Annotated in this window: 22 protein-coding genes; 2 read left to right on the forward strand and 20 right to left on the reverse strand. The window is 32.0% G+C overall.

What is annotated here, in order from left to right; translation table 11 throughout:
- Positions 1-58 precede the first annotated feature (58 nt).
- Entirely contained in the window at positions 59-1,876 is a 1,818-nt protein-coding gene (locus B7709_RS09330; protein WP_084972551.1) for a UvrD-helicase domain-containing protein, read from the reverse strand.
- Positions 1,863-3,950 (reverse strand): ATP-dependent nuclease, encoded by a 2,088-nt coding sequence (locus B7709_RS09335; RefSeq protein ID WP_084972552.1) that lies wholly within the window; start codon positions 3,948-3,950, stop codon positions 1,863-1,865. The genes B7709_RS09330 and B7709_RS09335 overlap by 14 nt, the downstream gene beginning before the upstream one ends.
- A gap of 664 nt (positions 3,951-4,614) precedes the next feature.
- Here B7709_RS09335 and B7709_RS09340 point away from each other — a divergent pair.
- Complete coding sequence (locus tag B7709_RS09340; RefSeq protein WP_084972553.1) at positions 4,615-6,894, forward strand: tetratricopeptide repeat protein; 2,280 nt, start codon at positions 4,615-4,617, stop codon at positions 6,892-6,894.
- Here B7709_RS09340 and B7709_RS09345 read toward each other — a convergent pair.
- Positions 6,878-8,119, reverse strand: coding sequence for an aminotransferase class I/II-fold pyridoxal phosphate-dependent enzyme (locus tag B7709_RS09345; protein WP_084972554.1), 1,242 nt, complete (start codon positions 8,117-8,119; stop codon positions 6,878-6,880). The two genes, B7709_RS09340 and B7709_RS09345, sit on opposite strands and share 17 nt — an antisense overlap.
- A 90-nt stretch (positions 8,120-8,209) precedes the next feature.
- On the opposite strand from B7709_RS09345, the gene B7709_RS09350 reads away from it, so the two are divergent.
- Entirely contained in the window at positions 8,210-9,106 is an 897-nt protein-coding gene (locus tag B7709_RS09350; RefSeq protein ID WP_084972555.1) for a tyrosine-type recombinase/integrase, read from the forward strand.
- Positions 9,107-9,214: 108 nt separating this feature from the next.
- Here the strand turns inward: B7709_RS09350 and B7709_RS09355 are convergent, their stop codons facing one another.
- The 17 genes from B7709_RS09355 to B7709_RS09435 all read right to left on the reverse strand — a co-directional run bounded on the left by B7709_RS09355 (position 9,215) and on the right by B7709_RS09435 (position 24,386).
- Positions 9,215-9,490 (reverse strand): hypothetical protein, encoded by a 276-nt coding sequence (locus tag B7709_RS09355; RefSeq protein WP_048791717.1) that lies wholly within the window; start codon positions 9,488-9,490, stop codon positions 9,215-9,217.
- Between the two features lie 37 nt (positions 9,491-9,527).
- Complete coding sequence (locus B7709_RS09360) at positions 9,528-9,911, reverse strand: DUF5945 family protein (RefSeq protein WP_048791718.1); 384 nt, start codon at positions 9,909-9,911, stop codon at positions 9,528-9,530.
- Complete coding sequence (locus B7709_RS09365; RefSeq protein ID WP_084972556.1) at positions 9,908-10,141, reverse strand: DUF5965 family protein; 234 nt, start codon at positions 10,139-10,141, stop codon at positions 9,908-9,910. Before B7709_RS09365 ends, B7709_RS09360 begins: the two co-directional genes overlap by 4 nt.
- Before the next feature lie 50 nt (positions 10,142-10,191).
- On the reverse strand, positions 10,192-11,277 hold the full coding sequence (locus tag B7709_RS09370) for a toprim domain-containing protein (protein WP_048791720.1): 1,086 nt from the start codon (positions 11,275-11,277) through the stop codon (positions 10,192-10,194).
- Positions 11,278-11,286: 9 nt separating this feature from the next.
- Positions 11,287-11,928: a hypothetical protein gene (locus B7709_RS09375; protein ID WP_048791721.1), complete on the reverse strand. Its 642-nt coding sequence runs from the start codon at positions 11,926-11,928 to the stop codon at positions 11,287-11,289.
- A gap of 109 nt (positions 11,929-12,037) precedes the next feature.
- Entirely contained in the window at positions 12,038-14,161 is a 2,124-nt protein-coding gene (locus B7709_RS09380) for a peptidase domain-containing ABC transporter (RefSeq protein ID WP_048791722.1), read from the reverse strand.
- A 12-nt stretch (positions 14,162-14,173) separates the two neighbouring features.
- On the reverse strand, positions 14,174-17,128 hold the full coding sequence (lanM, locus tag B7709_RS09385; protein ID WP_048791723.1) for a type 2 lanthipeptide synthetase LanM: 2,955 nt from the start codon (positions 17,126-17,128) through the stop codon (positions 14,174-14,176).
- A 111-nt stretch (positions 17,129-17,239) separates the two neighbouring features.
- Positions 17,240-17,836: a response regulator transcription factor gene (locus B7709_RS09390; protein ID WP_084972557.1), complete on the reverse strand. Its 597-nt coding sequence runs from the start codon at positions 17,834-17,836 to the stop codon at positions 17,240-17,242.
- The gene (locus tag B7709_RS10280) at positions 17,817-18,617 is read right to left on the reverse strand and encodes a sensor histidine kinase (RefSeq protein ID WP_239822505.1); all 801 of its coding nucleotides are present in this window, start codon (positions 18,615-18,617) and stop codon (positions 17,817-17,819) included. The genes B7709_RS09390 and B7709_RS10280 overlap by 20 nt, the downstream gene beginning before the upstream one ends.
- Positions 18,618-19,471: 854 nt before the next feature.
- The gene (locus B7709_RS09400; protein WP_084972558.1) at positions 19,472-21,487 is read right to left on the reverse strand and encodes an FtsX-like permease family protein; all 2,016 of its coding nucleotides are present in this window, start codon (positions 21,485-21,487) and stop codon (positions 19,472-19,474) included.
- A 12-nt stretch (positions 21,488-21,499) separates the two neighbouring features.
- Entirely contained in the window at positions 21,500-22,234 is a 735-nt protein-coding gene (locus B7709_RS09405; RefSeq protein WP_084972629.1) for an ABC transporter ATP-binding protein, read from the reverse strand.
- A gap of 269 nt (positions 22,235-22,503) precedes the next feature.
- Complete coding sequence (gene slmA, locus B7709_RS09410; RefSeq protein WP_025172692.1) at positions 22,504-22,680, reverse strand: salivaricin M family lantibiotic; 177 nt, start codon at positions 22,678-22,680, stop codon at positions 22,504-22,506.
- 86 nt (positions 22,681-22,766) lie between these two features.
- Positions 22,767-22,949 (reverse strand): salivaricin M family lantibiotic, encoded by a 183-nt coding sequence (gene slmA, locus B7709_RS10285; protein ID WP_023396278.1) that lies wholly within the window; start codon positions 22,947-22,949, stop codon positions 22,767-22,769.
- 162 nt (positions 22,950-23,111) lie between these two features.
- Positions 23,112-23,294 (reverse strand): salivaricin M family lantibiotic, encoded by a 183-nt coding sequence (slmA, locus tag B7709_RS09420; RefSeq protein ID WP_016397470.1) that lies wholly within the window; start codon positions 23,292-23,294, stop codon positions 23,112-23,114.
- Between the two features lie 157 nt (positions 23,295-23,451).
- Positions 23,452-23,634, reverse strand: a complete 183-nt coding sequence (slmA, locus tag B7709_RS09425; protein WP_016397469.1) for a salivaricin M family lantibiotic — start codon at positions 23,632-23,634, stop codon at positions 23,452-23,454.
- A 154-nt stretch (positions 23,635-23,788) separates the two neighbouring features.
- The gene (locus B7709_RS09430) at positions 23,789-24,088 is read right to left on the reverse strand and encodes a DUF5966 family protein (protein ID WP_048791728.1); all 300 of its coding nucleotides are present in this window, start codon (positions 24,086-24,088) and stop codon (positions 23,789-23,791) included.
- A gap of 13 nt (positions 24,089-24,101) precedes the next feature.
- Positions 24,102-24,386, reverse strand: coding sequence for a DUF5962 family protein (locus B7709_RS09435; protein WP_084972559.1), 285 nt, complete (start codon positions 24,384-24,386; stop codon positions 24,102-24,104).
- Between the last annotated feature and the right edge of the window lie 34 nt (positions 24,387-24,420).

The raw sequence follows: 24,420 nt of genomic DNA on the forward strand, positions 1-24,420 counted from the left end.
TTAAAAAGACAAAACAAGGTATAGCAATTAGTTTATCTAAAAAGCTAATTGCTATACCTTAATCATTATTAATAACATCGACTAAACTAGATTGAGTTAGTAATGAATATATCTCATTAATATTTCTAGTATTTTGTGGCCAATTATTTCTCAATTTACAGTATGTGAATATTAGGTAACTTTTTGCTCTTGAAAGTGCGACGAAGAATGTACTTTTATCTTCTTCTGGTTGATTATTAAAATTCCAGAATGCAGAGTCCTCTAACCCTAGAAAATAGACTGCCTCGTATTCTAACCCTTTACTTTTATGGATAGTCATAATTGAAATTGAGTTTTCACCCTTGAAGTTAGATACTATATTTATCCAGTCATCTTGTGTTTGAGAATATTCTTTGTATAATAACTTTGAAAATTTCTTGACAATAATATCTAGATCACTTTTTCCATTGTATATTGAAAAAGTGGAAATAATTCTTATATCACCTATTTTTTCAATAATACACTCAATTAAATTTAGCATGCTATCTTCATTAGGAATAAAATTTGAAATTAGGGAAGTAATATCACTAATTATATTATCAATCTCCTTGTAGGATTTTGCCAAAATTAATTCACCAGTAAATTCATCTATTCCATTGATATTTCCATAAAAATTACTAATATTTTCCCAAATTAAAGGATCTCGTTTTCCTTGACTGCATGATATTAAATCTAATAATAGGTTACAAGTAGGGTCTTTTAAAAGCTCTTGATATTCATTTTCAATTCTTGCTTTAATCCCTTTACTGTTTAATGTAGTTATCAATTTTGAACTATAATCATCAACCTTCTGTTTTGCTAGAATACAAATTTTTGATGGTCGTATACCTCCTTGAATTTTTGATTCTATATCATTTGCAATTAACTCAGCTTCTAAACTTTCATTTTCAAATTCAAATAATGTTATTTCACCCTCTTGAAATTCTGGATAATTATTTGTCTGAATAGAACTGTGATTACTATTTAATATCTGATGAACCTCTTTTTGAAATTCTACAAGTTTAGGTACAGAGCGGTGATTCATCAACAATTGATATTCATTTGACTTAAAGTCTCGAATATAGTCTGGAAAAATATCAGGCTTTGCACCTGCCCATCTCATAATGGCTTGCTTATTATCTCCAACTGCTGTTAATTTACAAGACGAACCTAAAAAACAAGTTTTTAATAAATTATACTGGGCATGTGTAGTATCCTGAAATTCATCTAGAAATACAAAATCGTATGTCATTTGAAGTGCTTTACGGATGTATTCGTTATTAGCTATTATTTGAGTACTCAACTTTGTTATTTGCCTATACAAGAGTACCGGCTTATTATCTTGTGTTCCTTTTAGTAAATCCTTTTTTAATTTGTGAGTATTCCCGTCATTAAGTATAATATTTTCGACAAAATTTCTTATATCCGACATTCTCCATCCATTAATTCCATTTATAGAGAGTATTTCTTTTATAGTATCCCAATCTTCAATCAAATAATCTTTTGATGGTCGTATAGCCTCAGGTAGAACATCTCTAAATTGGTCTAAAATTCTCTTTTCAAAAGCCGAATAGGTTAAAGAGGTAAAACGAGAAGCATATTCATCACCATAATGTTTCTTAACTCTTTCTTTCAAATTTGATGCAGCATCCGTTTTGAAACTTAATGCTAGAATTTTTTTCGGAGAAACGCATTTATTTGTAGAGAATAGATAGTCTAACTTTTGAGCTAGTAATTCAGTTTTCCCCGCGCCTGGTCCAGCAATGACTAAACAGTTAGTCACATCTTTGACGGCTCCTAATGCAGCCTCTTCTAAAATGATATCTCCTTTAGGAAACCACTCCTCACTCTTTACCATGTTCAATATCTCCAAGTAATTCTTCAGCACGTTTAACCATTTTTTCAAATACAGAGGGTAGATTTCTTGTTAATTCATCATCACTAATAGATGATAAAAATTGCATATGAGTTGTTGGCTTTCCTCTACCTAAAAAGAAATATTGATACCAAATCATTAATTCTTTCTCTTCTCTAGTAAAACTATCCCCTGGTCCACTCTTATCCTTTAAAGTAGCTATCTTTGCTTCTTCTATACGTTTTTCGAGACCTTCTAACTGCAATTTATCAATACAATCCAAATCAGTTAATTTTACTTTTTTACTATTTCCATCTGAATCAGCATATGAAACGACTGGTCCTTCTTTCAAAGATAATGTACCCAGATAATGTTCCTTATAATGTTGTAACATCAAGAAATCAATATCAAGAGGTGCAGAAAAGAATATATTGAATTTTTCTAAATGATTTATCCAAGATAACAATGGTTGTGAGAAGATATCACATATCTGCCAAGAACTAATTCTAGCAATGTCTTCATCTTTCAATATTCTACCATCTTTCAATTTCACTAAATCACTACGCTCAATACCTATTTCTAGTAACTGTTGGATAACATATTTTACTCTTCCCCAACCACCTCCGTATCTTTCATTATCAAAGTCTAGTAAAGTAATATGAGGTATTTTTAGAGAATTTAATAATTTCCAAAAATAGTTAACATGTCTTCCTCCTAAAGGCACAATTGAAATCTGAGAGCTATCTATCTCATTCCCAAGTAAATCAAAAAACTTTGGTAATAGCAGTTCCTCACTATCACCTTCACCTAGAACTACTAACTTGGCAAAATATAGTTCAGGATATGCTTGAATTGCTCCTTTAATATATTTATAAGATTCATCAGTATCTTGAGGTAGTTTTATATCAGAAACAATGGTTTGAAGAACTCTGTCATTACTTTCAATTCTTAAATACCTCAATTCTTCTGGTTCAATTCTTTTTACAATAGCTGGGGAATGTGACGTTAAAATTACTTGAGAGTTGTCATTATTACTCAACTGTTTAAACCTTTTCACCAGTTTACCAATGTGATGTGGAGCAATATGATTTTCTGGCTCCTCTATTGCTAAGATAGTTAGTATTGGAGGTATCAGCTTAAATCTTGGATTATCAGGATTTTCTTCACGATCTTTTGTAATCTCTAACTCAATATCAAGTATTGAATCAACAAGTGAAAAATAAAAAATAGATCTCAGTCCATCTCCTAAATCTGAAACTGTAAATGCTTCTTCAGTAGTCGTTGGTGAAAATTTTAAGGCAATCTGTCTGAGGGCTGCCGCCATCTCAGAAGAATTAATAGTTAACTCTGCCTGAGAAAAACGGTTATCTTCATGATATAGTTCCCATGATTTCTGAATCTCTTGGTTGATTTGAGTTAATGCTCCATTTTCAGATAAAAAAGTATTATTCAACTCATCAATTTTATCTGTAATTTCATTTGTCTCATCCTCGGTCCAATTTATACTATTTACAAGTCTACTTAACATACTACCAGAAGCATTCCCCAGCTCCTTCTCAGGTGTCCTTGAAGCTGGCACATACAGAACTCTGATTTTATCTAAATCTTTTCTTGGTGCACGATGCTTATCTTCTTCTTTAAACTCCTCTTCACCAGATGAAATATAATAGATTTGAGTATCAATACTTCCTTCAATTGTTCCATCATCTTCCCAAGAAGATTCTAACCTGATTCGTAGAAATGGTTTGGCACCATCTTGAGAAACTGTAAAGTGTTCGAAAAACGATGGAATTGATGGACTATAGAGAGTTCTATAAAGTTCATCAAACTCAAAAATAGTTTCTATAAAGAGGTTTCTAATATTTTCTCCGGGCCTTGAACCTTTTGGAAGGTGAAAATCACTTTTTCTAATTATTCTATCATTTTGTTTGTCCGAAAACAGCTTACTCAATGCTTGTAATACAGTTGTTTTTCCCGAACTATTATTCCCAATCAGTACCGTTTGATTGTTTAATTCAATAATTTGACTTTCACCGAATGATCTAAAATTATTAATAATTACTTTTGTTAACTTCATTTCTTATCTCCATTACCTGAAACTAATTCACACAACCGTTCCTGTCCCACCTTCAACATCTCTTCCTCGACCTTACTCTATTACCCCAAAAGGCATCATTGAAGAGTGACAGAAGCTTAACCTTGATCTATTTTTGAAGCATAGACTCATCTTCTATGAATCCTTGGCAAATAGTGTCTATAAATTCTGTTGAAATGGTACTTGTTCCGTTTTTATAACAGCTAAGGGCTATTGCGTAAAATTTATACAATTCGAGCAAATCTGTTTTTATCAGGCCATGTGTCTTTCGTAGAATTTTATATTGTTATCAATTATAGTATGCTCCTTTTACTTGATAACACCATTATAACATTTAAAAATAAAAAAATAGGTTCTAAATTAATAGAAAGTATAATTCTAAAATTAGAATTTTCGTGATAATCCTATGAAATGTTACTTTTCTAATAAACCTGTACTTATTTCCTTCAAACTACACAACTCTCTAGTTGTTGTAAGTTTGTAATTGACTCAAAAGTATTCGATATAATTTCAAAACAGTATTTTACTTTATAGTTGACCAATAACATTTAATTCTAACTAAAAGAATCATTATACAAATCAAGCTACTAAAGAGGACTTTATGGTATACTAGTGATAATAAATTGTTATCGGTAGGAGATGTTTTATGTATTACGGTCGCGATACTGAAATAGAAGAATTAAAACAGCATTTTAAATTTTCCAGTAATGATAAAAATAGTTTATATATTATTAATGGTTTAAGTGGTAGTGGTAAAACCGAGTTAATCAAAGAGGTTTGTCAACAAGTTTACAGTCATGATAAAGAAGTCTTTATTCTCTACATTGATGTTATAAATGATGGGTTTGAAAGTAATAAATTTTTTGAAAATCTACTAAAAGGAGCCTATGTCCCAACACAATTCAGAAGAAATCTATGCTTATCAATACCTCAAAAATATTCGTTTTCAAATTATTTAAGAAAACAAAAACTAACAAATCTAACTCTGAAACATAGTTTTAGGTTAATCAGATCGTTTATTGCGTTCGATACAACTTACAAAAAAGTAATTGATTATCCTTGGGAAGAAGTTATTGCTGAAATAAAGGAGGGAATATTTGAAAATGATTTATATTTAAGATATTTCAGTCATACTTCAAAAAAAATCCGTCTTAATATTATTATTGATAATTATCAATTTTTATCTGAAGATATAAAAATAAAATTTGAAGATGACTTTAATACACTTCAAAGCGGAATCTCTTTAACTATTATAAACCGAACAAATGATAAGTTAAAATCGATTGATAAACTAGATACATTGGACAATTATACTCCTACTGTATTAAATTTATCGTATCTTACTGAGGATGAGTGTAAATTACTAATAAGAAATAAAATTGCTTTACTTGATAATATCAAATTGAATCAAATCTGGCAGATAACACAAGGTAATTATAAAGATATTGAATTAATTATTAACAGACTTATTGATAATCCAAATTCAGAATTATTTAATATTTCTGATATATATGACAAACTTCCAGATATTCAAAAAAATATACTTATCATATCATCGATTTTTCCTGCTGGTATGAGAAAAGATATAGTTTTTAACTACATTAAATCTATATTAGACGAAAATACTGAAGTAGCTGATTCTCTAAAATCCCTTATTGATGCAGGTTTTGTATATATTAATGGAGATACAAATGATAAAATCAAAATTTCACACGAATCAATTGTAAATGGTATTTTAAATCACACAAATGCTTCTGATCTTCAATTAGTAACCAACAATCTAAAAATATATTTAGAGCAAACTATCCTATCTATAGGAGTTGGTGGAGAGTTAGCCTATTTAATTCACTGCTTAATAAATATATGTAATATTGAAGAGTTGCGGCAAAATGTAGAATATATCAAACAGTTACTTGAAATCGAATACAGGAAAAATTCATATTTTTACATTGTATCTTTGAGTAAGAAGATACTTCATTTAATAGAATTGTTACCCGAAAAATACTTACATTATATATTGAACTCGTACCAGTGGATTTCTGATTTTAATGGAGGTTTAGCTATTTTAAACAGTCTTCAAAAAGATAATTATTCAAAAGATTTACAGCTATACTATCCTAGATTTCAAATTCAAAAATATGAATTTGAGGAGGCGCTAAAATCACTGGAAAAGTTAGAAAATTGCTCTGGAACATTACTCTACAAGCTAAATGCTTATGGTCATTTAGGTAAAGATCGAGAGGCAATTAAACTCCTTAATGAAAGCATGAATTCTGTAGAAAAAGACGACTTCTATTATATTATTTTACGAAATTCTGCTCATTATTTCCCAACTAAAGAAGCTACCGAAAATCTCAAACTAGCATTGGACTATTTTCAACGTAATGAATATCAAATACCTGTTGCAACAGTATATAATAATTTAGGTGTTGTTAATATATGGGACGGAGAATATGATGTAGCTTTAGAGAATCTAAATAAGGCCACAAAAATACTAAAAAAATATGATTCAAATGAAATTTTTGAACCATATTGTAATAAATCAATTATTTTTTTGATGAATAAAAATTATCAACAATCTCTGAAATTTATAAATAAATCACTTCAAGAATGTCCTAAAGCTTTGACCTTAGATATTAGGATGCTCAAGTTAAACAAATTAATTATTGAATTGATTTCTGAAAGAATCTCTTTTACAGAATTTCAAAATTCACTAAGAAACTTTGAGGAAGAAATTCCACTCATTGACGATCCTTGGTATAAATTTCAAATAGTATACAATTTACAACAGTTTGATGATATTCCTTTTGTTTGTGAAAAAACTTATATTGATGATTATCAAGACGGACTCACTAAATACTATCTGTTGATTCCTTACAAAAAATATAATTTCTGTATAGGTCTTTCTCCTAATTGGAGATATTAATTTGTTCATGGTACTTACGAATGAGATCTAAATATATGGAATAATCATATTGTTTATATTTTAATAAATTAGCTACTAGTTTAGCTAATTTTTTAATATCATCATCAGTATAGGATAAATTTGTAATTCCGATTGTTCCTAATCTTATTCCTGAAGTCGTCATTGGTCCGTGTGTATCATTTGGAATTTGATTTCGGTTAACTAATATTTTATGTTGAAAAAGTAGATTCTCTGCATCCTTACCACTCAAGTTTAGATTCAGTAGATTAACTAAAATTATATGAGTCTTTGAGTTTTTATAAACAACATCAACCCCCTCTTTACTTAATTGTTTTATAAACAATAAAGTATTTTTTATAACCTGTTGTGCATAATCTTGAATATCTATTGATAATAATTTGATTAAACAGATACATTTCGCAAATAATGCATTTTGTGTAGGACCTCCCTGTGTTCTAGGAAAAATTGAATTAGTTATTTTTTCTTCAAATATAGAACGATACAGTAGTACCCCTCCTTGAGGCCCACGTAAACATTTATCCATTGTAAAAGTAACGAAATCTACATATGGAAAAATCGACTTATGTAGCTTTGCCATAATATATAAAACACTATGGCAAATATCCGCTAAAATGAGGGTATTGGGGCTAACCTCTTTTATAATTTCATAAATTTGTTGATAATTAAATTCATTTCCATACGATGAAGCACCAATAATAATCAATTTAGGTTTATATTTATCTAATAATTCCTTTAATTCGATATAATCAATATTTAAGTTATGATCTAAGTGATAATATTTTACAGTACCTTTGCCTGTATAAGTGTGTGAAATATGTCCTCCGTCTTTTGGAGATAACGATAAAATATAATCGTCACTTTCTAAAACACAATTATAGACTATTTGGTTAGCCTGAGTTCCTGAATGTGGTTGCATATTAACTCTATAATCACCAGGATTTAAATCAAAAAGTTGAAGACACAATTCCTCTGAATATATTTCAATATTATCCAATGAAGTACAATGAGGAAAAAAGCGTTTTTCAACAGCTCCCTCTGTGGGCAGAGTAGCGAGAGGGAAACTTTGAATTTCTAATACTTCGGTGAATGGATAGCTAATACATGCAGCAAGATTTATTAGGCTATTCTGTTCTTGGTTATATGAATCAAGAATTTTATTTAACTTCTGATAGATTTCACCTTCAAATTTATTAATTTTATACACTGACTTCTCCTACCGATAACAATTTATTATCACTATACAAAGCACTCAAATAGGTTTATAATAGCATGATTATTGATAAAGGAGATTTTTATGGATTATAAACTTATTTCTACTTACTTAGATTATTGCAAAACTCATAAGCGTTTGAGTTCACACACGATTCGCGCTTATAAGAATGATCTTATGCAATTTTATAACTCAGACTATGATAATGTCGAATCCTATATAGAACAGTTGACACAATCTAACATAAAAACGAATACATTAAGAAGAAAAATTGCTTGTATGAAGGTGTTTTATAACTATCTAAAATACCAGAACATAATTGAAGAGAATCCCTTCAATCAATTGCGCTTTCAATTTAGAACTGAAAAAGTATTGCCTAAAACGATTCCGTATGGCATTCTGAAAAGCATTTTCATATATTTAGAACAGAAAGTAATTCTATCTAAAACTGATTATCAAAAACAACACGCTGAAAGAAATCTACTGATTATTTCACTTTTACTTTCAACAGGCATCAGAATTTCTGAACTTTGCCACATTCATCTCAAAGACATTAATCTTTCCAATAAGACACTCCATATTATAGGAAAGGGTAATAAAGAACGTATCTTATTTTTAGGAGATCAAAAAACATTAAATTTATTAGAAACATATATAAATAAAACAAAAAATGAATCAAATGATTTCTTGTTTCCAGGGAAACATTCACTTAAACCATTGTCAGAGCAAAGTGTACGTTTAGTTATAAAGAGAATCGTTGAACAAAATAACTTTTCTAGAACTATTACACCGCATATGTTTAGACATAGCTTTGCGACAATGCTTCTAGATAGTGATGTAGATATTCGATATATTCAACAAATTCTTGGACACAGTTCTATATCAATCACACAAATCTATACTCACGTATCTCATTCAAAACAAAAAGAAATACTTAGTTCTTTTAATCCCATATCAGTAATTCATTCTGAAATCGAGTAAGAGACATTTCCAAAGTCTACAGTTCAGTTCACTTCATCTTAAATTAATTTTTGTAGTTCTACTTTAGTTAAGACTTTATTCAAATAAAAGAAAATTTTATAAAACTATTCACTTCCTTCCGTCTTTCCTAAATCTCTCTAAATTCTTCTCCAATTGTTCCTTATGAAGTTGATTCTTAGCTTCCTTTAATGTGTCATCCAAAGTTTCTTCTCTATAAATTGCTTCTGTTTTTAGCTGTTCTGATTCTTGATCTAGAGTGAAAATGATATCTAACAGTCGATCTATTTTTTCAAGATCTTGGACAGACATATCAGATAGTCTATGAATTAGCTTTTTAAATACATCACTATTGTCTTGATTTTTCTTAAAAAAAGTTGTAAACATCTATAGCCTCTCAAAAAAAGCAGCCTCTTAAGACTGCTTAGTGTAATTCGGAAATCGCATCATAAATTGACTGCAATTTCTTATTGTCTTTATTCTTTGTATCAATCAACGTATATAGCTCTTCAATTTTCTTTTGACTACTTTCAATATCGCTATTGTTATCCGCAATCAGTCTTTTTAGATGTTGCTGATAACTTGTAGTAATATCTGTCTCTTTTCCTGTTCTAACCTCTGTAACTTTAGGTTTAGAACTAGGATTTGATTCCGTCACAGGTGCTTGTTTTCGCTTTTGAAAAGCTGCTTCATAATTTACATCATTACCTCCTTTATGATTTCCAAATAAGGCCGCAATTTTATCTGGATCTTCTTGATTTTCTGATTTACTTTCTAATGGTTGATTAAAATCCCAATTTTTTGTCATTCACTCATTTCATCCTTTCTAAATTCAGAATCATCGAATTGTCTTTCTTTACCAAAGGCATGGTCAAGAGCTTCTTCAAAACTCATGTGACTGATGCTTTGACGCCTTTTGAACGTCGCAAACATCGCTGTCTCCAGTTGTTCTTTGTAAGCAGCGAGTTTTTCTTTCTCTCTTGCTACCTTGCTTTCTTGCCTAGTGACTTTTTCTTCTAAGCGTTCAATAATGGTCATATACGATCCTCCTTCATTCTAATATTAGCTAAAACATCTTGATTTTGTTATCACAATTCTAAACATTGAGATGATTGTCTTACTGGTGGATTTCCAAATGTCTCTTTTACAGTCTCAAGCATAAATTGTAAATCTGATTTCTTTTCTCTAAGAATATCGTTCCAGTCTATTTTTTCTTTCCCAAATTCATTATTAGGTAAATCCAGTAAAACAGGCAATCCTGCTTGAGATAACTTATCAGAAAAATCTTTTCCTGCATCATCACAATCTACCGCCAGTGTCAATAAATCAGGATGATTATCAAAATAGGTAGTGGTATCACGAATTGTATTGATCAAAGGCAATAACTTTGAAGGTGTTACTGTATCTAAAAATTCCAACTTCTGATTTTCTTCAGCTATCAGTCGTAAAGTTTGATAAGCGATAACAGACCTTTTTAATCCTTCCATAGATACCAAACGAACATCAGATAGACTTTGTTGATGCAGTTCGTAATAGCTCATTAAGTCAATGAACGATTCACAAAAGACCAGTCTATTTGGTTTACCAATATCAAAGGATATTCCAATATGTCCATGGCTTCCTTTTAGAATCGTTTTCAGCCTCTCTCTAGGAAGAGAGTGATTCTTATAAATACCTTGTAAGCTTGCTGCCTGCAGCTTGTGACGATGATCAAAGCTTTTAAAAACAATAACAGGTTCAACAGTTTCATTTGTTTTCCAACTAGCTTGTGCTATCAAACCTTGTTGAATCATCTTTTCTATGATTTCGTCTGAGATTCCTCTACATTCTGTTAAATAATATCTGGCCAGACTACAGTTAGAATCTTCTATTCTCTTTAAAGGATAATAAAATGGTCTCTCCCTATTTTCTTGAACAGCTTCTTTTTGAAAAGGTTCTTCAGAAAAAAAAGCTAGAGCTTCTTTAAAGGAAATTCCCTTAACAAGTCGAACAAAATCAATGACATCACCTTGAATATCTCTTGAAAACCATTTAAAAGTATTGGTAGTTGAAAAAATCCGAAATGAATCGTGTTCAGGATGCTCATAAACACTGTTCGAAACTTGTTTAAAGGAGATACCTAAACGACTTGCTACATCAAGAATTGAGATTTGCTTACATTCCTCTATATTCATAAAACATCATCATTTTGTCGTAGTATTTGGCAGTGATGGAACAGATGAGGATTCTTCCAAAGTTTTGGGAGTGGCCTTATCCAAATCATCCAATCCAGATTTCCAAACCTGTACTTGATTGACCAATAACTTACCTGGTAGTTTCGAATAAGACAACTTAACCGTTCTGGTTTCTGTCTGATTGGTCTTTGATTGGTTGGCATTCTTTAAATCAGATACATAGGTTACATTATAAGAGACCATGGCAATGGCTTGATTCGTAGTCTGATTGACAAAGATATCAGCTTTTTCAAAATGATAATCCAAAATATAGTCCTTATACACTTGGTTCATGGCATCGTTTTGACTTGTTAATTCTTGAGAATAAGCCGATTCAGTCATATAAGGTTGAATACGTGTATTATTTTCTCCGAGCTTTTCTTTCGTATAGTACTGAGTCAAAAATTCTTTTACAGTATCCGATGACAAAATGCTGGCTTTATCTTCTGCTTGTTTATCCTCTACAAGTTTAGCTGCAGCCAATTCAATCTCTTTACGACTTTGTTTAGCAGTCGAGTGTTGACCAACAGTATATCCCATCATGAGAATAAAGCTAGTTGCAGCCACTGCTCCAACACTAATTAAGGCTTTAGTTTTGACTTTATTTAACATCTTAGACCTTCTTTCTATAAAAACTAGGTCAAGAATAGCAGATAAATCTTGAAAAAAGTATCACAGAAGTAAAAATGCCACCCGAAGGTGGCCAATATATATTACAAATTTAATAATCCGTCTGATAAAGTTTTTTATACAAACCATTTTTCATATTCAATAGTTCTGTATGACTTCCTTGTTCTACAATTTCTCCTTTATCCATTACAAAAATCTGGTTAGAATCGATAATGGTAGAAAGTCGATGTGCAATAACAATAATTGTAATATTTTGTTCTTTAAATTTCTGCATAATCTCTTTTTCATTAACATTATCTAGATAACTTGTGGCTTCATCTAAAAGTATTATTTTGGGTTTCTTAACTAGCGCTCTTGCTAAAATAATTCTCTGACGTTGCCCTCCTGACAGATTCATTCCCATTTCTGAAACTAAAGTATTATACCCCATGGGCATTTCCATAATTTCATCATGGATATTAACTAACTTACAAATTTTTGTCATTTCTTCCTCTGAGACTGAGATATCTCCAGCAATATTCTCATATATGGTTTTATTAAATAAAGTCATGTCTTGTGGGACAATGCCAATTTGTTGACGAAGATACTGTTTATCCAACAAATTATAATCTAAGTCATCAAATAAAATACTACCTGAGGAGGCTGGAAATAAACCTATTAATAATTTGGAAAGTGTACTTTTACCTGATCCAGAAGAGCCAACAATTGCTACCTTCTCACCCTTCTTTATTTCAATAGACACATTAGAAAGTACTTTTTTACTATCTCTAGTATATGAAAATGAAACATTTTTAAGTGTGATTTCCCCATTTAAGTCGTGTTTCACTACACCATTTATCTCAGTTTCTTCACCTAAAATCTCTAAAATCCGAGATAAAAATGTTTTGCTATTGTAGAATGCTACAATTGTATCAAAAATACTATTAATCTTACCAAATAATAGAGATGACAAAGAATATACTGCAAAAATCCCACCTAACTTATTACCTAAATGATTATCTGGCAACAACATAATAAATAATAGGATAAATGGAGATATAAAAGTGATAATTGAAAATAACGAATTAACAACACTTGAAAACAATTCACTGGCTCTATATCTATAAAGATACTTATCTAAATAACCTTTCCATTGTTTAAACGTTCGAACTTCAAATCCTTCCATTTTTATTCCCATCATAGAATAAATCATTTCGATTTGTTTATTTTGGAGATCATTCTGAGCTATCACAAAAGATTTACTTTTTTGTTCCAAATTTTTTCTAGTCAATAGAAGCAACAACAAATTTACTACCACTAACATAAGAGCGATAATCGCCACGAAAAAATCAATATATAGAAAGTAAAACAAAATACAAATTACAAAACCAATATCTAATATTCCTAGTACAACCTGATTTGTAAATAATTGCCGAATTCTACCCAAACCATTTATAGAATAAATTAAATCACCACTACTTCTAGTAGAGAAAAATTTATATGGTAATTGAAACAAACGACCAATTACACTATTATTCAGTCTTTTATCTATATCGTTTGTCAGATTAATAGAAAGATATCTCTGACCGAGCATTATAATAAAGTATAGTAATGTAAAAATAATAAAATTGAGCGCTAAAATTGCTGGATTAAACTGATTGCCACCTGTGGCTTGATTTAATAGCTGTTGCGTCCATATAGGCAGAATAAAGCTAACCGCATAACTTACAAAAGTTAGAAATAACAGAGGTACAAAATAATGCCAAGATTGCCAAAGTTGCGCATAAATCTCTCCGTAATTCTCTTTTGATTTTTGTTTTATTACTCTATCACTACTAGAAATACTAATTAAAAATTCTGAGAAACCGGCTGAGAACTCATTTAAATCATATCTTAGTTTTCCGAGTTCAGGATCAATTACCCAAACAAATTTAGAAGTTACTTTTTCTACAACAACAAAATGCTTACTCTCCCACAATGCAATGGCTGGAACTTTTATCTGTTTATATACATCTGGTCTATCTTTTGGAAAACGGAATGATTTCACTTTAAATCCCATATTTTCTAACAGTTCAATTAAATTTTGAAAACTAGTTCCATCCCTCCCTGTTTCTTTTAGATTTCTCAGATCTTTAACGGAAATTTCGTGATTATAATAACTTGACACCATCGCAACACAGCATAATCCACACTCTGTTTTTTGGTGTTGTTCGATAAACGGGATGTTTCTTTTCATATCTAACCCCCATTAATTTAAAAGTAGTATATCATTTAATCTAGTCCTACTTTTTCTATCATTAGCCATCAATATTCCCATTTCTCCTGTCAAAATCCCCCAATCATCACATTCATAAGTTTCTTTATCCCAAAGATATGAGATACTTTCAGTAGCTATTCTATTTTCTATATCAACAGAATAGCCTAAAATAGAATCTAAAATGACTAGGTTCCCGATACTTCCATGACAGATTGAATTATCTAAAGTAGGATCTTGATTTAAAATTTTATTGGAATAATCTTGAACTTCGGTCTTTAAAAATTTGTCAGGAAATTCATTAGTTTCTAAATAGTTCTTAGCATTAACGATTCCCACAATACCATTACACCATGAATAATACTTGGCATTTTTTCTTAAAGGAAAACCTTTTTTTCCACATAGTAACGAACGCTCTTTGTCAAGATATTCTTTTATACAAGAAATAATGGAAGTTTTTACATCAGATTTGCATGTGTTAGATAAAGAATATCTATAAAGTTGCGTAATAATGCCATAATTACCATGAGCATATCCAGGATCATTTTCAATCCAAAAGCCATCTTTTTTATATTTTTCTAGTATTTTTTGAACTATACCTTCAGACAAATTCTGAGTCAACTCAGTTACCCGAGAACTATCGAGCATTGTTTTCTGGATTTTTATCAGTACTCCTAAAATTCCTGCTAAACCACCTATTATATCTAAATTATCAATATTTCGTAGATGTCTAAATGTTGACGACAATGTTTCATATATAATCTCTTCGATATCTTCATCAAATAGAGTACCTTCTTCTCTCAACACACACAATGTATATAAGTATCCATATACACCAGTAAAAGCACCTAACTGGTGTACAGGGAAATTCCCTTGTAATTCTTTTATATAGTTATTGGTATAATTGATAACCCCAGGTAAAAGCGTCCGTAATCTAGTATCATCTATGCTTGTTATCCCCAAAATCATACCAGAAGTTCCACTGTATAGACTACAATCCATTGGATATATCTCATAGCTTTTATTCATAGCCACCATCGCTAACCAACTAGTCTCATTATTAAATTTAAATTTAGCTGATGAAATCCGATTGATTATTTTTGAAGTAATAGTTTCAGTATTCATGTGTTCTTCAGATACTCTAGATTTCTTTGGAAATAACTCGCTCCCCATAAAAGCCATATTTATAATTCGTTTTTGTCTGAGTAAATTATCATCTGATAAACTAGTTATTCTATTTAAAACCTTATTAACGATACTATGTCCGTCTAAAGCACAAATATATCGACCTAGTCCATTATGAATTTCATTGCTACTTGTATTCGCATAAAATATTGGAACATCACCTTTTCTAAGCTGGCAAACCTCATCTTTCATCATAACATTATCAAAAAGATTAGCAACATCACCATATTCAAATAAACGAAGCAAATACATTTCAAAATCATATTTATTTTTTAACAATTCTGGGTGATGGCTTGTTTCAAGAAATTGTACATAAATATTGGTATTTCGATAAATATATCTCGTCTCACAATTTTCAAAATATTTAACGATCATCCTAGAAACTATATTTCTATTTTGTAAAACAATTTTGTAAATAGTTTCAAATCCTCTTTGAACTTCGTTGAGGTAACTAGAACACGATACGTTTTTTCCTTTATATCTTACTGTGCTAGGGAAATCCCCGACTATTTTAAATACTTTTTCAATTCTAATTTCATCAGTCCCAACATTAGCCAGTTGATGGGATAAATAAGGTGATTCTCGCCTTTCACCTGAATTTAATGCTCCAATTTCCATTCCTTTGTCATTATTTACTGAATAAAGGTTCATTGGTAATATTCCCACACTATAAACTGAGTTAGTTACAAAATTATAAATATTTTGTGCATTTGAAGTGATATTTACAGGCTCACTGAAATGCAATATCGTCTCATTATCAATAAGATAAGGATGTTCTTGACAAGCTAAAATGTTTTCACCATGATAATCTTTAGCACCAAAAATATGTAAAAATGCTAAAAGTTTTCCCATATTTGTATAATAAGCTTCTACCTCCTGAAGTGAATTGCATTCTTTCTCTTCTATAAACTCTACAAAGCTATAAGAATCTTTACTCAGTGTTTTAGGGACGAATAATAATTCTGAAAGTCCAAAACGATGAGCAAATTCTTTAGAGAATAAGTTTAAATTAACATCGATAAACATATTTCTTGGTTTGTAAACTAGCTTTTTCTTAGTATTTAATTTAAGAATACAAACACTCTTACCATTAGAGTGAGTATCGCCAGCATTAAAATCAATACTCGATAATTTTAAATTCTTATAATTAAAATAACTTTCTAGGTCAATTAGGTTTTCTTCAAAATGGAGAATAATTTGTTCAATATAGTCTAAGACGTTAGAAATCTTCTTATCTAATAACTCAAACAAGACGGGATACTTTTTATAAAACTCCAATATATAATCTCTGTCCTTTAATAAAGTATTGATAAAATAATTGTATCTATTTTTACTATCTTCACCTTCTAAACGAGACGCTCTCCTTAAATCATTAATCTCTAAGACAACCGTTCTATAGCTCATATTCATACAAATTTCAAAAAATACTGATTCAATATCTAGAATAAATTCATTTGTATTGGTTATACATTGCGTTTTATTTAAAAAGCTAGATAATCGCTCTAAGTATTTAAAACAAATTGGTTTAAATAAATCTAGCCAATGAATACTTACTCTGAGCTTTTCCTGAGGGTTATATTCATCATATAAGATTGTTCCTAACTCTCGCTCAATATAATCTTTTCCACACTGCTCGTACTGAAGAAATTTTTCTTCCCAATCTTGTAGACTATCTCCAGAGGTAGTCTTTAAAAATTCATCTAACTGCTCATCATCTTCGATATTATTAAATAAACTTAACCATTTTTCAGATACAATAGACATAATGATCTCCTCCTTAATTACTAATAGATTATCAAATTTACCGTTTATTAGAATGAGTAATATGTGCAATTTTTGTAAATAAATTAAAAAAGCTGCATCTTCTGCAACTTTTTAATCTGGTGGAAAATAGCCCAACTGCTCAGCTATGTGAATCGCCTCCTGCCTGTTAGTCACTCCCAATTTTGAAAAGATATTGGCCAAGTGATTGGAAACTGTACGTTTACTCACATAGACCTTGTCACAGACATCATCAATGGTCAAGCCATTTCTAACCAGTTCTAGTATCTCGATTTCTCGTGGTGTTAGCACCTCTACCATCACTTCATCTGAAAAGACCTTACCACCTAGATAAATCTTTTCCAATTTTTTAACCAACTCATCTGGGTTCATACTTTTGTCCAGAAATCCATAAGCTCCCATAGCTTTAGCTCGGTGTTCATACATTTTTTTACTGTAACCTGTCAAAATCACAACCTTACTAGAACAACTATTGTCGATAATCTCTTGTGCCAAGGTCAGCCCATCATCTTGATACAGACTCGTCAGGTTGATGTCAATCAAAATAATGTCGTAGTCATTAAAAGCAATCTCCGAAATAGTCGAAAAATTATCCACTAACTGGACCTTTTTAATGTTTTCCGATAACTCTAAAATCATCTTGATACTTTGACTAAATAATTTATGATCATCAATTAACAAAATTCTCATAACACAACTCCTTATCAATCGGGAGAGTAATTTCTACACGAAATCTCTTATTATTTTCAAAAATCTGCATCTGACCACCTAAAACACTAATTTTATTAAACATATTTTTCAAGCCATAACCTAAGGATTTTTCTGTTTGAAGGCAGTCATTTTCAGAAATTATAAAAATAGCGTCATCATGCACATCAATCTTCAAAGAAATCGTTCCACCACTAGCGTACTTAACGGCATTGGTCGCCAATTCCTCAACCAGACGATAGACAATTTTATCGTAAGGAGATAAAAGCCTAAAGTGGACAGGAAACTGTGTGACGACTTCATTTTCTGCGTGATAGCGCTTGACAATTCGATTAATCAGCCCTTGATACTGGATGTCTAACTGCTCGTCTGTTTCTACCATTGGCTGATAATAATCCATCCGCTCACGAATCCGCTGAACCAACTCCTCTGTCACCAGATTGATCTGTTCACCAAAAACTTGATTGCTACTATATTTATTGAAATTTTTTATTGCAATCACATTTTGCAGGATTTCATTGTGAAGAAATTCGGAGAACTGTTGTTCTGTGTCTTCATTTGCCAGCAGATTTTTCACCATACGGTTACGCTTTAAAAAGAGAACTTTTACATAATCCCTAGCATCTAGCATTTCAGCAGAACGAAAGAGGCGAATCAATTCTTCCGAACAAATCCCGAACAATAGTAACATGATATTCAAGACCAAAAAGCTCGTGTTTAAATCTAGACGAAAGATGATGAAAATACCTACTAACAAAAACATAACTAGTAAAAATAAGTGTGAAAAAGCTTTTATATAGGACAATTTTAACTCTGATACCTTTTTTTGAAGAGAGCTGATAATAGTTTTGAAGTGTAAAAAAACTAAGATGCCAACAATTTCCAGATACCAGGCTAGGTTCATCACTCCTGAGCCCGTCGTATTGATATACAAAAAGAAATAAGAAAGAGGCAATATTAAAGCTAATATCCACAAATTTCGTCTCTGATACTTGAGTTTACTTTTCAACTCTTCATGATATAAAATAAATAAAATCAAGGGAACAAGGTTTAAAAAGAAAGACGCAAACAAGGACAGAAAGAGAAAAATTGAAGGACTTAACAGATACGAACTAACGGTGATTAGTGTCAACACAAAGGACACACTCATCAGTTCTTCTCCTATTTTCTCTCCCAGAAAGAGAATAGACAGAGAACTATACACCAATAAAAAAGAGTTGAGCGGATGAAGGATATCAAAAAAGTGCAACAGGGTGCTCGTAACTCCTTGATTAAATATGGATTGCCAGCTAATGAGAAACATCATCAGGAGCAACCAGAGTTTCAACTCACTATAACGAAAGGTCACAATATTACAAATATAACTAAATGCAATTAAAGCAATAATCAGCAATAAAACCATCTGTAAGGAAAAATCTGTCGAAAAGTCCAGAGGAACCCTATAATAAATATAAATCATCAAAGTTAGATGATTAAAAATCGTCAACCACCACAATAAAAGTGAGTTTTTCGAGATCAATTTGACAAACTGTTTCATATGTATCCACTTCCTGAACTACTTTAATATCATTATAACACAATACCAGAATTGTCGGATAGGCAACTCTGGTATTTGACTTAATTTTCAATAATTTGCCAACTTACTCTGTAAGTCACTAGCAGGTAAAGGACAAAGAGTAAAACCGCTACTCCCAGATAGGTGATATCAATAGAAATGCTGGTATTAGCGAAATTCTCAAAATAGCCCAAAAGAGCTGTACTCAAGGCAAGTGCTAGCGGACCTGCGATAACCAGCGGAACCAAGAAATAACTTAGAATCTGTTGCAAAAGAATAGAGCGATTTTGCTTTCTCTTATTCCCAAGAAGGTATAAGATTTGATAATCATTGACACTATCCAAAGAACTTGTAGAAGTTTGAAGTGACAAGATACTGAGGGAAATAATGATAAAAATAACACTGACAAAAATCATGACAAAGACGATGACGCCCATAAATCCAAGATAAATCTCAAAAATTCTTCCTTTCGTTTGATAGGTGAACGGATTCAACTCTGTACCATCACGAGTGAAGTAGTATTTTTCAATCCACTGACTCAAGAATGTTTCTACTTTCCGCTTGTCAATATTTTCTTTGAAATTGGCAACATAGGTCATGTGGTCTTCCGTCAGTCCAATTACTACCTTATCGGGTACAATCAAGGTTCCTGTGTCATTTGTACCTACTGAAGATAAAAAGTAAACTGTTTCAAGTGGCTTGGAAGATGCAAGATTGAGAGAATGACCATTAATCGTGAGGTTTTTGGTCGTTGATAGAAAGTCCTGAATCTGCTTGGCAGTTCCTTTATAGTTGGCATTGACCAGAAATTGGTTATCTGCCAAGTCAACCGCTTTTTTCCCTTGCAGTTTGCGGAGATGATTGTAGGCAGAAATTCCTAAAATCGGTACTTTTGATTCAGGAAGTTCCTTATCATGCGCCCAAAGATTGCTAGTATCAATCAAATCTTTATAGGTTAAATCACTAGAATAGATAGGATAGCTGTACTCCTCTTTGATGAGGTTAAAGTCAAATCCATCTGCTTTCAATCTGTCTTTTACAGATTCCTGAGAAAACTGGAACTCTTGACCACGATAAAGATTGACAGATACGTCATAAGGTGAGTATTTGTTCAGCTCTCGGTTCATAGTCGTATAGGCACTACCACTAAAAACTAGTAAGCTGAGAGCCAGTGTCCAGGTCAAGGATAAGACAGCCAACGTGACCGAATTACTGTCAGCTTGTTTTGAAAATTGACGAATTTTAAAACTGTTTAGTCTGTTATAGTAGGTTTGAGGCAGTTTTCTAAGGGAAAACAAGATAAAATGGCTCAAGGTATTGTAAAATAAAATCACAAAAATCACGAAGACAGATACAAGTAAGATACCCCAGCTTTTCAAGAGTGATAGATGGTGATAGTCTGAAAAATAGAGAGCACCAAAACCGATAACAGCTGTCGAAAGAATAAAGAGAAGTGCTTGAAGAACTGGCTTGCCTTTTGCCAAGACAGATTTCTTGACCCCATTTTCTTGAATGAGTGCAATGATATTTTGCTTTCTAAAGGTAAGAATGTCCATGACACCAACAATAAAACTAGTTACCAAATAGGAATAAACTAGTAAGATGATAGACTTTATATCAAAGAAAACCAAATTACCAAAGTAATTCGCCATGAAAAACTCAGAAGCCACCTTAGCTAGAACAACCAACAAGACCAGCCCAAGCAAGAAACCTAGAATCAAGGAAAAGATATTGACCAGCATGGTTTCAAAGAACAGGGTACGGATAATCTGCTTCTTCTTCATTCCCAGCGTTGCATAAAGTCCCAGCTCTTTCTTGCGCCGTCCCAGGACAAAGTTTGTAGAATAAACGACGAGAAAGGCAATCGCCGATAGAATCAGATAGGAAAGCAAGCCCATGTACTGGCTCATCACCGTCGTTAACATTTCCTTTGCTCCTGATAAACTTTGCATCACTGGATGGCTTGGTAAAGCATTAAAAGCGTAGAGCAAGCTATAAATCAAGGTCAGACTGAAAAAATAGATGGTATAGGTCTGTAAATTTCGAAATACATTTCGTAAAATCAATTTTGGATACATACTCTCCTCCTCCTATCTGGTACGGCTGTAAATCTCTTGCAAATACTGTTCATTAGATAAGCTGTTACGTTCCAAATCATCCATAATCTTTCCATCGCTAAGTAGCACCATCCGTGAAGAGTACTTGGCTGCGGCAGGGTCATGCGTAACCAGTAAAATGGTAATACCAAAACTTTTATTGATTTCCTGCAAAAGTGCCATCAGTTTTTCAGAATTGGCAGAGTCCAAGGCTCCTGTCGGCTCATCTGCGATGATCAGTTTAGAATCATCAATCAAGGCTCTAGCAGTTGCCACACGTTGTCGTTGACCACCTGATAACTGATTAGGAAACTTATCTTTTAAGTTTTGGATGGCCAACTTATCCAAAATTTCCTCAATCTTATCCTGATGTTTTTTGATATTTTTCCCCTGAATTTGAAGAGGTAGAACGATATTTTCATAGACCGTCAAGTTTTCCACCAAGTTGTAAGCTTGGAAAATATAGGAAATGTTTTTAGCACGATAGTCAGCTAGTTCATTTTCCTTGGCATGGATGATGTCAAAATCTTCAAATCGAATCTCACCTGATGTTGGTTTATCAATCGTTGAAATACAGTTGAGGAGTGTCGTTTTTCCACTACCACTGGCCCCCATAATTGCCAGAAATTCACCTTTTTCAACGGACAAGTTCACATCTGATAAAGCATGAACGATATTATCCCCTTGACCAAATGTTTTCGTTAATGCTGTCACGATAAGCTGTTTCATCATTTCATTCCTCCGTTTCTTTTTTACACTCTCATTATACGGTTTCTTTCAAGGTTTGCCATGAGTATTTTGTGCAATATATTTACGCTATAAAAAAAGCCGATACTTTTTAGGTATCGGTCGATATTGATTATTTTCGATTGTTTCTTTTTTTCATAAAGTAAACAATCCCTATGACAATAACTCCTAAGACCACTACAGGTGCATAGAAGTCTAGTGTTCCAATAATTCCTTCCATTTTATCCTCCTCTCAAAGAATGGAGGTAGTTTTATCCACAGCGCACGTTTGGCGAAGTACATTCATAAGAATATGTAAACCACCAACCACAGCGACCCTGTACTGTTAATCTAACAGCCGTACGCCACCCTGCAGCAGATTTACCATTCAACTCTTGGCTATTAATTTCATAATCCAAAGAATCAATCTCAAAGTTGTCTTGTTTCATTTGTATTTCTCCTTGTAAATATAACACTAAATCAAAGTGTTGTCAATGTTTTGTAATAAAATACTAGAATTTACCTTTTGTTTTATCTAACAACGAACATTATTTGTCGTACACTCATAGGAACAGGTGAAACACAATCCACAGCGACCTGCTAGTGTCATTTTAAAAGCTGTGTACCACCAGCCAGATCCTGAGGTACCATTGAGTTCCTGATTGTCAATTTCAAATTCAAGCGTATCAATCTCAGTATTTACTTTTTTACTTTTCATAATTTTACTCCGTAAATTTCTTTCGTTCCGTTTATATTTTCCATAAACCTTGTATATAGTCCTTCAGTCTACTCTCAAACCAAAGGACTATAACAAGTTTCAAATTGAAAAATGAATCCTATAGAAACAAATCTACATCAAACTTTTTAGTAGTGAGAAAAACTAGCCACACTTCACATTATTTGATGTACATTCATAAGATCCTGTAAACCAACGTCCACAACGTCCTGCTAATGTAAGTTGAACAGCTGTAAACCAACCAGAACCTGATTTACCAGAAAGCTCTTGGTTTTTTACTTCAAAATCAAGTGTATCAATTTCTTTATGATTGTTATTTTTTCTCATTTTCTTCTACTCCTACTCACTATGGTTTAAACCTAGTTCTATACTCTCCAAAGAAAATGAAAATTTAAGTAAAAGAATCATTAAAAACAGTTTAATTTCTACAAAGTTATATTAACTTAAAATTTCATTTTCAAATTGATGAGTATCGAAATCTAGGCTATCCGCATTTCACATTGTTCGTTGTGCATTCGAAAGAGCCTGTGAACCAGCGTCCACAACGTCCCGCCAATGTAAGTTGAACAGCTGTAAACCAACCAGAACCTGATTTACCGGAAAGTTCTTGGTTTTCAACCTCGAAACTTAGTGAATCAATCTCTGGACGACTTGTATTTTTAGGCATAAGGTTACCTCCTTCCTTCTTTTAGATGATCATCTTTACAGTAACTAGTATAAACTCTAGTATTGGCTAAGTAATGAGTAAATCGTGCAAGTTTCTTATTTTCGAGAAAAATTTTTATAGTGCCCAATTAAAAAGTAGCTGAACAATCTCTTGCTCAGCTACTTTTTAATCTTCTTGTCCAACTAATGATTTTCAAAACACCACATACAAGCAAGGCTAGATTAAATACCACATAAAATCCTGTAAAACTGATCAGACCATTCTGGGATAAATCTTCCATATAAAGGGTCGGTTCAGTAAAGAACAGATAAATTCCATAGACCTCTATGAAAATAAGAAAACTGACAAAACCAATAAGGAAAAGTCCACTTGCAATAAGAAAGAGTCTCCATAAAAGAATGAGAATTCCTCCTACTGCTAAAAAAATTACTGGGATAAGGAGTAAATCTTTCATGACTTTCTCCTTTCTAGTCAATCAACTGACGATAATGGGTGGCAAGAGAATAATCAAACTCTTCTAATTTTTGAACTAAGGCCAAATACTCCTCTTTCTCATAATCTTCAAAGTCCTCGCCTCGATGATTCTGAAGAGCGATTTCCAATTGACTAGTGAGTTCTTGTTTAGAAAAACTGTAATCCCCTGTCACTTCCTCATAATGTTCCTTTAGCTCCTTGTAGGCTTGGTATTCTTCAGGTGTTTGAAATCCCTGTACCAAGGCCTCTTCCAATTGATAATAGGTATCTTCCATCATAATCGTCACCTCGTTTCTTTCTATCTTTATTTTA

The sequence above is a fragment of the Streptococcus oralis subsp. dentisani genome, assembly GCF_002096335.1.
Taxonomy (GTDB): Bacteria; Bacillota; Bacilli; order Lactobacillales; family Streptococcaceae; genus Streptococcus; species Streptococcus oralis_Z.